12 protein-coding genes are annotated in these 12135 nt (G+C 66.1%); 11 read left to right on the top strand and 1 reads right to left on the bottom strand.

What is annotated here, in order from left to right; genetic code table 11:
* The 5 genes from AC2YJX_RS07040 (at position 1) to AC2YJX_RS07060 (ending at position 4713) form a co-directional block, all read left to right on the top strand.
* Positions 1 to 882: a DODA-type extradiol aromatic ring-opening family dioxygenase gene (locus AC2YJX_RS07040; protein ID WP_055399359.1), complete on the top strand. Its 882-nt coding sequence runs from the start codon at positions 1 to 3 to the stop codon at positions 880 to 882.
* Positions 879 to 1838, top strand: a complete 960-nt coding sequence (locus AC2YJX_RS07045) for a fumarylacetoacetate hydrolase family protein (protein ID WP_487255625.1) — start codon at positions 879 to 881, stop codon at positions 1836 to 1838. The genes AC2YJX_RS07040 and AC2YJX_RS07045 overlap by 4 nt, the downstream gene beginning before the upstream one ends.
* 59 nt (positions 1839 to 1897) lie before the next feature.
* Positions 1898 to 2893 carry a Bug family tripartite tricarboxylate transporter substrate binding protein gene (locus AC2YJX_RS07050; protein ID WP_487255626.1) on the top strand — a complete coding sequence of 332 codons (996 nt, stop codon included), beginning with the start codon at positions 1898 to 1900 and terminating at the stop codon, positions 2891 to 2893.
* Positions 2894 to 3041: 148 nt separating this feature from the next.
* Complete coding sequence (gene hpaH / locus AC2YJX_RS07055) at positions 3042 to 3857, top strand: 2-oxo-hept-4-ene-1,7-dioate hydratase (protein ID WP_487255627.1); 816 nt, start codon at positions 3042 to 3044, stop codon at positions 3855 to 3857.
* Positions 3858 to 3867: 10 nt separating this feature from the next.
* Positions 3868 to 4713, top strand: coding sequence for an aldolase/citrate lyase family protein (locus AC2YJX_RS07060; protein ID WP_487255628.1), 846 nt, complete (start codon positions 3868 to 3870; stop codon positions 4711 to 4713).
* A 32-nt stretch (positions 4714 to 4745) separates the two neighbouring features.
* Here AC2YJX_RS07060 and AC2YJX_RS07065 read toward each other — a convergent pair whose 3' ends face one another.
* A complete protein-coding gene (locus tag AC2YJX_RS07065) occupies positions 4746 to 6506 on the bottom strand; it encodes a tetratricopeptide repeat protein (protein ID WP_487255629.1) in 1761 nt (586 codons plus the stop codon).
* Positions 6507 to 6682: 176 nt separating this feature from the next.
* Here AC2YJX_RS07065 and AC2YJX_RS07070 point away from each other — a divergent pair, with 176 nt between their 5' ends.
* From AC2YJX_RS07070 to AC2YJX_RS07095, 6 genes are all read left to right on the top strand, one after another.
* A complete protein-coding gene (locus AC2YJX_RS07070) occupies positions 6683 to 7420 on the top strand; it encodes an endonuclease/exonuclease/phosphatase family protein (RefSeq protein ID WP_055399101.1) in 738 nt (245 codons plus the stop codon).
* Between the two features lie 133 nt (positions 7421 to 7553).
* Complete coding sequence (gene clsB / locus AC2YJX_RS07075; protein ID WP_487255630.1) at positions 7554 to 8792, top strand: cardiolipin synthase ClsB; 1239 nt, start codon at positions 7554 to 7556, stop codon at positions 8790 to 8792.
* 197 nt (positions 8793 to 8989) lie between these two features.
* The gene (gene folE / locus AC2YJX_RS07080) at positions 8990 to 9718 is read left to right on the top strand and encodes a GTP cyclohydrolase I (RefSeq protein WP_055399357.1); all 729 of its coding nucleotides are present in this window, start codon (positions 8990 to 8992) and stop codon (positions 9716 to 9718) included.
* Between the two features lie 2 nt (positions 9719 to 9720).
* The gene (locus tag AC2YJX_RS07085; protein WP_055399097.1) at positions 9721 to 10143 is read left to right on the top strand and encodes a BLUF domain-containing protein; all 423 of its coding nucleotides are present in this window, start codon (positions 9721 to 9723) and stop codon (positions 10141 to 10143) included.
* 248 nt (positions 10144 to 10391) lie between these two features.
* Entirely contained in the window at positions 10392 to 11273 is an 882-nt protein-coding gene (locus tag AC2YJX_RS07090) for a DMT family transporter (protein ID WP_121422487.1), read from the top strand.
* Complete coding sequence (locus tag AC2YJX_RS07095; protein WP_487255631.1) at positions 11270 to 12118, top strand: DUF429 domain-containing protein; 849 nt, start codon at positions 11270 to 11272, stop codon at positions 12116 to 12118. The genes AC2YJX_RS07090 and AC2YJX_RS07095 overlap by 4 nt, the downstream gene beginning before the upstream one ends.
* Positions 12119 to 12135 lie beyond the last annotated feature (17 nt).

Below are 12135 nucleotides of genomic sequence, written 5' to 3' on the forward strand. Positions count from 1 at the left end.
ATGGGAAGCATTGTTGGCGCAGCCATCGTCTCGCACCATCCCGGCCTGATGCAATGCGAAGAGTTTCGCGTGCTGCAGGGCGCGGGGGCCGACTCGGACCTTATCCCCGGCTATGCCCGGCTGCGCGCCAAGCTCGCCGAAGCCCGGCCTGACGTGGTCGTCATCTTCGATTCACACTGGTTCACCACGGGCTACCACCTGGTGGATGGGGCCTCACGCTATCAGGGCAACTACATCTCGGATGAGATGCCCTGGTATCTGCACGGCGTGCCCTACAACTACCGGGGCCATCCAGGATTGGCGCTGGAGATCGAGGCCGTCTCGCGCGAACTGGGGGGCTACAACCGCGTCATCAACCATCCCGAACTGGGCCGACAGTACGCCACCATCAACCTGGTCAAGCACCTGCGGTTGGAGCACAGCGACACGCCGGTTGTCACCGTGAGTTCATGCCAGAACTGCGACTGGATGCATTTCGTGAAATCGGGAGAGGCCATTGGCGAGGCCGTGCGCCGCAGCAACCTGCGTGTGGCGCTGCTTGCCTCCGGGGCGCTCAGCCACAAGTTCAACCCCATCGACTGGAAGCCCAACCACCCGCGTATCTTCCATGAGAGCAATGTCTCGCGCCCAGAGAACATCGCGAGTGACAAGGGTGCGATCGAGCTGCTGCAGCAGGGCCGCCACGGCACTGTGCTCGACCGTTGGCAAGACGAATACCGAAAGCTCCCCTGGGAGGCCTTTGGCGCCCACTACCTGCAGATGGTGGGTGCCATGGGGGGCGCGGACTGCCGCGCGCGGGGTGAGACGCTGTCCGCTTACGAGAACGCGCGCGGCACCGGCAATGTGCATATGTGGTTCGATATGCAAGAGGTGGCGGCATGAATTTCGAATTCCCGCTGAAAGAACTGCCCGCCGTGATGCGTGGACCGCGCATGGAGCGCCGCCGCGTTCTGGTGGGTGGCAGTGCCTGCTGGGGCAGCATTGTGGAAGAGGGCGCACAACAAGGGCAATTGCGCCTGGACGATGGCCGCGTGGTGGACTTGGCGACCGTGCAGCACCTGCCACCGGTGTCGCCCAGCAAGATCATCGCCGTGCACATCTCGTACAGCTCGCGCAGCTTCGAGACGCGTAACCAGCCCAGGCCGACCGAGACGCCCACCTACTTCACCAAGCCGCCGACTTCGGTCAACGGCCATGGCTGCGAGATCCACAAGCCCGCTGACAGCCTGTACCTCAACTACGAAGGCGAATACGCCATTGTCATTGGCAAGACCTGCCGCAACGTGTTGCCCGATGAAGCTTGGGACTACATCGAAGGCTTTTGCCCTGCCCTGGACATGGGCCTTCAGAACTACCGCGACACCGACCAGGGCAGCATGCTGCGTGTCAAAGGCGCGGACACGCTGCTGCCCATCGGCCCCGGCATTGTGCGCGGCGTGAACATTTTCGAACAGACGCTGCGCACCTATCGCAACGGTCTGGTGGTGCAGGAGGCGCACATCGGCGACGAGACCATCTGGGGCCCGCACTACGTGGTGGCCGATATCGCACGCCACATCACCCTGGTGCCGGGCGACGTGATCCTGATGGGGACGCCTTGCCATTCGCGCTCGGTAGACCCGGGCGACCTGGTGGAGTGCGAGATCACAGGCCTGGGGCGCCTGGCAGGCACGGTGGTTGCCATCCCGGCGCCGCGCGCGTCAGCCCTGGGCGTAGGCCACCAGCCCACCGACAGCCCCGAAGTGCGGCGCGTCGCCTTTGGATTTGACGAACGGGTGCCCGACCCCTTGAAAGCCAACTACCGGCAGGCGGCAAGAGGGCGGACCCCATCGCCCTAGTGCTCCGCCTTTGCTTTTGCTTCCACCGTGATCACGCCACAACAACCTGGAGACAAACCATGAAACCTTCCTTTTCCGCTTCGCGCCGCAGTGTTTTGCAATTTGCGCTGGCGGGCGCAGCTGGGTCTTTGCCGCTGATGGGCCGTGCGCAGTCCATCGACACCGTCAAGATACTGGCCGGTTTTGCCGCTGGCGGCACGGTAGACACCCTGGCCCGCCGTGTGGCCACCCAGCTGGCACCGGTCTACGCCAAGTCGGCTGTGGTGGAGAACAAGACCGGGGCAGGCGGGCAGATCGCCATTGCGACGCTTAAGGCAGCTCCGGCAGACGGTACCACCCTGCTGGTCACCCCCATGTCCATGCTGGGCATCTACCCCCACACCTACAAAAAGCTGCCCTACGACCCGGCGGTCGATGTCACTCCCGTCTCGCTGGGCGTGGTGTTCGACATGGGGTTTGCCGTGGGGCCACAGGTGCCAGCGTCGGTGAAGACCGTGCCGGAGTTTCTGGAGTGGTGCAAGGCCAACTCGAACGGCGCAAATTTTGGCTCTCCTGCGCCAGGCTCGGTCCCTCACTTCGTGGGTGAACTCATCGCCCGCGCCGGCAAGGTGGACATGAGGCACGTGGGCTTTCGCGGATCGCAGCCTGCCATTCTGGATTTGATGGGCGGCCAGATCGCCGCTGCGTCGGCGCCTGTGGGCGAGTTCTTGCCCCACCTGGCGGGCGGCAAGGTGCGTTTGTTGGCCACTTCGGGTGCCACACGCAACAAGTTCGTGCCCGGTGTGAGCACGCTGGTGGAGCAGGGCTTCAAGGACATGGTCTACGGCGAGTGGTTTGGTTTCTTCCTGCCGGGCAAGGCACCTGCGGATCTGGTGCAGAAGGCCAACACCGCCATTCGTGCCGCGCTGGCCGACAAGGAGGTGATCGCCGGGCTGGCTGCCATGGGGCTGGAGGCCCGTTCGTCCACGCCTGCCGAACTGGCGGCGCTGCTCAAGGCCGATGGCGAGAAGTGGGGCCCCATCGTGAAGGCCATCGGCTTCACCGCTGAGTCTTGAATACACCCCCTGAGTCGCTTCGCGCCTTCCCTCTCAAGGGGGACGCCGCCAGCGCGGCGGGGCGGCCCTTGCGCGGCGGCCGCGGGCCTTGGTCGCGCCAGTCTTCGCGCGGTTGCTACGGTGCACAACCCTGAAGAGAGAACAACAGATGTTTGACGATGCATTGATCCAGCAACTGGCCCGTGAACTGCACCAGGCCGAGAAGACCCGCGTGCAGGTGGAGCATTTCTCCAAACGCCACCCCGGCATGACGGTGCAGGACGGCTATGCCATCTCGCGCGCCTGGGTGGCGATGAAGATCGCCGAGGGCCGCACGGTGCGCGGCCACAAGATCGGGCTGACCTCGCGCGCCATGCAGGTCGCCAGCCAGATCACCGAACCTGACTTCGGCACGTTGCTGGACGACATGTTTTTTGCCGAAGGTGGCGACATACCCCTGCAGCGCTTTATCCTGCCGCGCGTGGAGGTGGAGCTGGCCTTCGTGCTCAACAAGCCGCTGCGTGGAGAACCTGGGCGCCCTCCGCTAAACATCTTCGACGTGCTGGCCGCCACCGAGTACGTGGTGCCTGCCATCGAGATCATCGACGCGCGCATCGAACAGCACGACCGCCACACGGGTGTGATGCGCAAGGTATTCGACACCATCTCCGACAACGCCGCCAACGCCGGCATCGTCACCGGCGGACGCCCGGTGCGCCCCGATGCGGTGGACCTGCGCTGGTGTGGCGCACTGCTCTACAAGAACGGCGTGATCGAAGAGTCCGGGCTGGCGGCTGCCGTGCTCAACCACCCGGCTACGGGCGTGGCGTGGTTGGTCAACAAGCTCGCCCCGTATGGAGAAGGCCTGGAGGCGGGGGAGGTGGTGCTGGGTGGCTCCTTCACGCGCCCCGTGGCCGCCGCAGCGGGCGACACCTTCCATGCGGACTACGGGTCGCTGGGCAATATCGCTTTTCGCTTTGTTTGAGGGCTTGGGTATGCACACCCCTGTGAACACCTTCAAGGCAGCCCTGGCTGCGCGCACGCCGCAGATCGGTCTGTGGTTTGGCCTGGCCCATGGTTATGCGGCCGAGCTGGTGGCGGGTGCTGGTTTTGACTGGTTGCTGCTCGATGGCGAACATGCCCCCAACGATGTGCCGCTCATGCTTGCCCAGTTGCAAGGTATCGCCAGCGCGCGTGCCCTGTTGGGCACCGGGCCCCACCCGGTGGCGCGCGTGCCCGTGGGCGACACGGCGTTGATCAAGCAGTACCTGGACATTGGTGCGCAGACGCTGCTGGTGCCCATGGTGGATACCCCCGAACAGGCCGCGCAACTGGTGCGCGCCATGCGCTACCCCCAAGACGACGGGCAAGGTGGCATCCGTGGCCTGGGCGCAGGCCTGGCGCGTGCCTCGCAGTGGATGCGCTACCCGGGCTACCTCACGGAGGCCAATGCCCAGGTCTGTCTGCTGGTGCAGGCCGAGAGCACGCAGGCCATGCAAAACCTGGATGCGATCGCCGCCACGCCGGGGGTGGATGGCGTCTTCTTTGGCCCGGCGGATCTGTCAGCCAGCATGGGTCACGTTGGCAACCCTGGGCACCCCGATGTCCAGGCCGTGATCGAAGACGGAATACGCCGCGTGCTGGCGGCGGGCAAGGCCCCGGGTATTCTGATGGCGGACGAGAAGCTGGCACGCCGCTATCTGGAGCTGGGCGCCGTCTTCGTCGCTGTGGGGGTGGACACCAGCGTACTGGTGGCGGCCACGCGGGACCTGGCGGCACGCTACGGCAGGCCGGTGAGCCTGGCTCCCTCCAGCAATGCACGATCGGTGGCCGTGTACTGATCCTGGCAGGCGCAGGGCCAGCGACCGGTGGCCTACCCTGGTGGCCGCAGCCGAAGCTTGTCCGCTGGATTGTCTGGCGTAGCGCTGGCAGCGCTGGCAGGGGCCCTGGGATCGTCGCCCAGCGGCGGCCTGGCCGCTGAAGCTGGCTCGGCGGCGTTGCGCGAGCGGATGGCCACGCCCCCTGGGTGCCGCTCGCTGTCCTGCCCCAGGATAGCCCGTGCCGGGGTGGAGCCCACGCGGGCGCGCAGCGCGTCAATGGCCTCCTGCAATGGCTCGGGCGAGGCCATGCGTGCACGGTGGCGCAGCAGCACCTGCTGGGACATGTCCACCAGCTTGGAGTTGAGCGTTCGCTCGGCCTCTGCCAGCAGATGATGGACGGCACCGGTCGGGTCTCCGTGCAGGCTTTGCGCGATGGCGGCCTCGGCGGTTTTGTTGATGTGGACCAGGCATTCGCGCACAAGGTCGCCATACGGCGTGTGCAGGTTGCAGGCATTGGCCAGAAGCTCGGTCAGGCCGCGCGTGTTGGCATAGCGCATGCCCAGCGCACGCACCCAGCCTTCGCCGTCGGCCAGATCAATCGACGTGACGGCCAGCACCGCCAGCAGGCTGCCCAGGTTGCAAGCGGCCTCGAAATCAAAGCTGCTGGCCGTGATCTCGCGTGCCATGCTGCGCACCGACTCCACTGCTTGCGAGAACTGCCGCTGCTGGATGAGCTGCAGCGTGCGGGCCACCTCGGCAAAACGCTGCACGCGGGCGCTGCCCTGGTGGCGCTCCAGAATGCGGCCAAAGTCGGCCATGCAGCGTTCGATGCCCTTGCGGTCGTTCTCGGCAAAGTACGAGAACGTGAGCAGCACCAGCGACTGGAAGTCAAACAGCTTGGAGTCGATGCCCAGGATGGCAGCCCGCGCCAGCACCTTGGTGGCGGTTTCGCGGTCGCCCATGTAATACGACATCATCCCCAGCTTCTGCAGCCGCACCACCGAGTCGGGCGTCAGGCCGCTGGCCGTGCGGTAGGTTTCGATGGCCTGCGAGAAATTGCCCAGCTCCACCTGCGCCCGGCCCAGCACGTCGTAGGCATCGGCAAACGAGGCGTCTTCGCCAATCAGCTCCTGCAAGGTGGTCACGGCGCGCGCCGCCTGGCCCGACTCGATCTGCGCACGTGCCACGCCCAGTTTGGCCCAGGGCAGGGCGCGCGCGGCAATCACGGCTTCAAACAGCGTGCGGGCCTCGTCGTGGCGACCCAGGCGCAGCAGCAACTCGGAGCCAATGCGCGCGGCATACAGCCAATAGGGTTGGCGAGACTCAAATCGCTCCACACACAGTTGGGCGGCACGCTCAAAATCTTCGGCTTCGATGGCGTCAAAAATGGGTCGCAGATGGATCTTGCGCAGCCGCGCCAGGCTGAGGCGCTCAAACAGTGCGCTGGGGGTGAAGGGCTTGAGCAGATACCCGTCCAGCGCCGACTCGGCGGCCTCGGCCACGGCGGCATACGACGCCTCGGCCGTGACCATGAAAAACACGGTGGAAAACGGCAGCAGCTGTGCGCGCCGCAGATCGTCCAGCAAGGTCTGGCCCGAGTAGCCGCTTTCGCCAAAGTATTGTTCGCACAGCACGTAGTCAAACACGGTGTGCTCCAGCCGGTTGCGTGCGTCCTGCACACGGCTGCATTGCACGATGCGGGTCACGCCGTACTCACGCAGCTGCCCCACCAGAATGCTGCGTGATGTGGCATTGCTGTCAACAATCAAGGCCAGCACCTGGGGTGGGGCGGATTGTTCTTTCTCGGTTGCCATCGGTGGTGTGTACCGGCCCTGCTGCTGGCGTGGATAGGGGAAGCCCCCAGTGTAAGGGCGACCCGCACGGCGCAAATGCCGGGCAAACCCGCTGCGTGCGCGGCTTGCGACACAATCCCCCATCGCAGGCCCCGCATGGGGACTGGCAAGCGCGCTCAACTACTCCGATGAGGCTCATGGAACACGACGACATTCTGCGGGTGGCCACCTACAACATCCACAAGGGCGTACAAGGCATCGGCCCGGCGCGCCGGCTGGAGATCCACAACCTGGGGCTGGCGGTGGAGCAGCTCGACGCCGACATCGTCTGCCTGCAGGAGGTGCGCAAACTTCACCGGCGGGAACAGGCGTATTTCCAGCGCTGGCCCGAGTTGCCCCAGGCCGAGTTCCTGGCCCCCGAGGGCTACGAGGCGGTGTACCGCACCAACGCCATCACCAAACACGGCGAGCACGGGAATGCCCTGCTATCGCGCTGGCCCGTGATCGGCCACCAGCACGAAGACATCTCTGACCACCGCTTCGAGCAGCGGGGGCTGCTGCATGTGGAGGTGGACGCCCATGGCCGCCGCGTGCATGTGATCGTGGTGCACCTGGGGCTCATCCCGGGCAGCCGCATCCGCCAGATCGAACGCTTGCAGCGTTTTATCGAACGCGAGGTGCCCGGTGGCGCCCCGTTGGTGGTGGCCGGAGACTTCAACGACTGGGGCCAGCAGATCAAGCGCATGCTCGCGGGCTATTTTCTGTACGAGTTTGATGCACCGCGCACCTTCACCTACCCGGCTCGGCTGCCGCTGGCGCAGCTGGACCATGTCTATGTGCGCGGCCTGACGCCGCTGTCCCTGCACGTGCCCAAGGGCCGCATCTGGTGGCGCATGTCCGACCATTTGCCGCTGATTGCCGAGTTCAGGCTGTGATGCTCCCCCCCTGTGTCGCCTTCGGCGCCTTCCCCCTGAGGGGGACGACACCCACGCTGCGGGGCGGCCCTTGCTTGGTGTCCCGCGCCTTGGCCGCGCCAGTTTCGCCGCGAGTTGGTGGCGGCCTGCAGAGATGAGAAGAAAGTCTTCCGCCACGCTGCGTGGATTCGAGTTTGCCGATGACCACCAGGTGCGCCTGCTGCAAGGGGCCGAGGAGCTGTTCCCTGCCTTGATCCAGGCCATGGATGCGGCCTTGTCGGACATCCAGTTCGAGACCTACATTTTTGATTTCACCGGTGCCGGTGCGGCGGTGGCCGAGGCCCTGATGCGCGCGGCGCAGCGCGGCGTGCGCACCCAGCTGGTGGTGGACGGCGTGGGCACCGGCGCCTTGCCGCACGACTGGGCGCAGCGCCTGCAGGCGGCCGGCGTGCAATACCGCGTGTACTCGCCGCTCGGCCCGCTGGGGTTGCTGCTGCCGCACCGGTGGCGCAGGCTGCACCGCAAGTTGTGTGTGGTCGATGGGCGCATGCTGTTTTGCGGCGGCATCAACGTGCTGGATGATTTTCACGACCCCAACTACGGCACGCTGGATGCGCCGCGTTTCGACTTTGCGGTGCTGGCCACGGGCAGCCTGGTGGCGTCGGCCAGCGAGACCATGGACCAGCTGTGGTGGCGCATGCAGGCCGTGCGCGACGCGCGCCAGCGCCGCCTGCCTGAGGCCTTGCAGGCCCTGCGCGCGGCCAGCGCCGCCCAGCACGCGGCCCGGGTCGCCGAGTCAGGCCCGCCCATGCGGGCTGCGCTGGTGCTGCGCGACAATGTGCGCAACCGCAGCCGCATCGAGAAGGCCTACCGCAAGGCCATTGGCGCGGCGCGGCACGAAGTGATCATCGCCAACGCGTATTTCATGCCCGGCGGCAAGCTGCGCCGTGCGCTGGTGATGGCAGCGCGCCGGGGCGTGCGCGTGCGCCTGCTGCTGCAGGGGCGTTATGAGTACTTCATGCAGTACCACGCGGCGCGGCCGGTGTATGGCGCGCTGCTGGAGGCGGGGGTGGAGATACATGAATACGCGCCCAGCTTTTTGCACGCCAAGGTGGCTGTCATCGACGCGCTGGGCGACAAACCCTGGGCTACCGTGGGCTCGTCCAACCTCGACCCCCTGAGCCTGCTGCTGGCGCGCGAGGCCAACGTGGTGGTGGAAGACGCCGCCTTTGCCACCGACCTGCGCCAGCGCCTGGTGCATGCCATGCAGCATGCTGGTCGGCGCATGGACCCGGCCCGGTACGCAGGCCGCCCCCTGCGCCAGCGCGTGCTCGACCGCGTTGCCTTTGGCCTCATGCGGCTGGCGTTGTGGGTTACCGGAAACAGGTATTGAGCAGGCCCCCATGGGGCGCTGCGCGCACCGGACGCGCCATTTGCCTGCGCCTGGGCCGTGGGCAGGTGGCATGAACGACGGAATCCTGCAAGGCATTGCGCTATTGTTTTGATAGCTATTTGCGCTTGTCCATCAAGCGCTGGATGCCTAAAACCCTTGAAATCCATGCGCCAGCGTTCGCTGTTACGATTCTGGCCATGTCCAGCCAACCCGCCGCCGATATGACGCCCACCCCGCCGGATGATGAAGGCACGCCTGTCTCCGTGAAGATTCGCGAACGCCTTGCCGCCGCCCGCAAGCGCTTTCATGCCAATGACAACATTGCCGAATTCATCGAACCCGGCGAGCTTGAAAAGCTGCTCGACGAGGTCGAAGTCAAGATGCAGGGCGTGCTCGACAGCCTGGTGATCAACACCCAGGGCGACCACAACACCAACAACACCGCGCGCCGCGTGGCCAAGATGTACCTCAACGAGGTGTTCAAGGGCCGCTACGTGGCGCAGCCGCCCATCACCGAGTTCCCCAACGCCGAGCACCTCAACGAACTGATGATCGTGGGCCCGCTCACCGTGCGCAGCGCCTGCAGCCACCACTTCTGCCCCGTCATCGGCAAGATCTGGATCGGCGTGATGCCCAACGAGCACACCAACGTGATCGGCCTGAGCAAATACGCACGCCTGGTGGACTGGATCATGGGCCGCCCCCAGATCCAGGAAGAAGCCGTGGTGCAACTGGCCGACCTGATCATGGAAAAGACCCAGCCCGACGGCCTGGCCATCGTCATGGAAGCCAGCCACTTCTGCATGTCCTGGCGCGGTGTGCGGGACAACGACAGCCGGATGATCAACTCGGTCATGCGCGGCGTGTTCCTCAAGGACAGCGCTCTGCGTCGTGAATTTTTGTCCCTCATTCCTGGAAAGAACTGACCATGCTGGTACGCCTGCTTTACGCCAGTCGCGCGGTCGATACCTCGCCCGCCGCCATCGAAGCCATCCTGACGCAGTCGCGCCAGCACAACCCAGGCAGCGGCATCACCGGCGTGCTGTGCTATGGGGGCGGTGTGTTCCTGCAAGCCATCGAGGGCGGGCGCTCTGCGGTGAGCGAGCTGTATGGCCACATCCAGAAGGACCCGCGCCACAAGAACGTGGAACTGCTGCACTACGAAGAAATTGCCGAGCGCCGCTTTGGTGGCTGGACGATGGGGCAGGTCAACCTGTCCAAGATCAACCACTCGATCCTGCTCAAGTATTCAGAGAAGCCCGAACTGGACCCGTATGCGGTGTCGGGCAAGGTGTCGTTTGCGCTGCTCGAAGAGTTGATGGCCACGGCCTCCATCATCGGAAGAGCTTAGAGATCACCCCCCTGAGGCGCTGCGCGCCTTCCCCCCGCTCTCGCACCGCTGGGCGGTGCGGGCAGGGGGACGCCACCAGTGCGGCGGGGCGGCCCTTGCACGGTGGCTCCCGGCTTGGGTCGCGCCAGTTGCAGATGCCTTGAGCGATATTCAGCCCTTCAATCGATCGACCCTTTCGCGCCCTCCAAGCCGCAGCCGCTACAGCGCTGCGGCTTTTTGCATTCAAAAGCCCTCTCTCTTTCTGAACCGTGACCTTCACCGCCTTCGCCCTCATCATCCTCGCCGGCCTCATCCACGCGTGCTGGAACATCGTGGCCAAGAAGGCCGGGGGGGACTCGCGGTTCGCGTTCTTCACCTCGGTGATCATGATGGTCGTCTGGGCGCCGCTGGGCTGGTGGCTGGGGCGCGATGCGGTGCCGCAGTGGGGCGCGGTGGAGTGGGGTTTTGTCGCCGCCAGCGGGCTGCTGCATGTGGCGTATTTCGTCATCCTGCTGCGCGGCTACCGTGTGGCGGACCTCACCGTGGTCTATCCGCTGGCGCGCGGCTCGGGGCCGCTCTTGTCGTCGCTGGTGGCCATCACGCTGCTGGGCGAGCAGATCTCTGCGCTGGGCGCTTTGGGCATCGTGGGTGTGGTCGGGGGCGTGTTTCTGATCGCGGGTGGCCCGGGCCTGCTGCGCGCCGCCCACGACCCCGCTGCGCGGGCTCGGGTGCACAAGGGCATGTTGTATGGCTTGCTCACAGGCGCGTTCATTGCCAGCTACACGGTGGTCGATGGCTATGCCGTCAAGTTCTTGCTCATGTCACCCATCCTGGTGGACTACATGGGCAACTTTGTGCGCGTGGGCCTGCTGGCGCCCGTGGTGCTGCGCGACCTGCCCACCGCCCGCACGCTCTGGCTGGCGCAGTGGCGTTTTGCGCTGGCCGTGGCGGTGGTGAGCCCGGTGGCCTATGTGCTGGTGCTGTACGCCATGCAGCAGGCGCCCCTGTCGCACGTGGCCCCGGCGCGCGAGGTGTCCATGCTGTTTGCTGCCCTCATCGGTGGGCACCTGCTGGGCGAGGGTGACCGCGTGGCGCGCATTTTTGGCGCGCTGTGCATTGCGGCCGGTGTCACGGCGTTGGCACTGGGATGACGGCCGCCGCACCACAAACCCTGCTGCTGGGCTGCGACTTCTCCAGCAGCCCCACGCGGCGCAAACCCATCGTGCTGGCGCTGGGCCAGCGCCAGGGCGCGCGCGTGTCGCTCACCGCGCTGCAGCCGTTCGACACCCTGGCCGCGTTCGGCCAATGGCTGGCCCAGCCCGGCGACTGGGTGGGCGGGTTCGACCTGCCCTTCGGCCTGCCGCGCGAGCTGGTGCAGGCGCTGGGGTGGCCCACCGACTGGCTGGCGTGCATGCAGCACTACCGCAGCCTCAGCCGCGACCAGATCCGCGCGCAGTTTGCGGCGTTCTGCGATGCACGCCCTGTGGGGGGCAAGTTTGCCCACCGCGCCACCGACGGGCCCGCAGGCTCCAGCCCCTCGATGAAATGGGTGAACCCGCCCGTGGCCTACATGCTGCACGCGGGCCTGCCACTGCTGCTGGATGCGGGTGTGCACCTGCCCGGCCTGCACCCTGGCGCCCCTCACCGCGTGGCGCTGGAGGCCTACCCCGGCCTGCTTGCGCGCGAGGTGCTGCAGCGGCGCAGCTACAAAAGCGACGATCGCGCCAAGCAGACGCCGGACCGCCTCATTGCCCGCAAGGACCTGATCAACGCCTTGGAACTGGGTCAGAACCGCCTGGGCCTGCGCCTCAAGCTCAGCCACGCCCAGCGCGATGCGCTGGTTCAGGACGCCAGCGGCGACAGCCTGGACGCTGTGCTGTGCCTGCTGCAGGCCGCCTGGGCCGAGCAGCGCCATGCCGAGGGCGATGCGCTCTATGGCCTGCCCCCAGGGCTGGACCCGCTCGAAGGCTGGATCGTCACAGCGGACAAGCCCTGACCAACGATTCCGCCGCT

The organism is Acidovorax sp. SRI_002 (assembly GCF_057586455.1).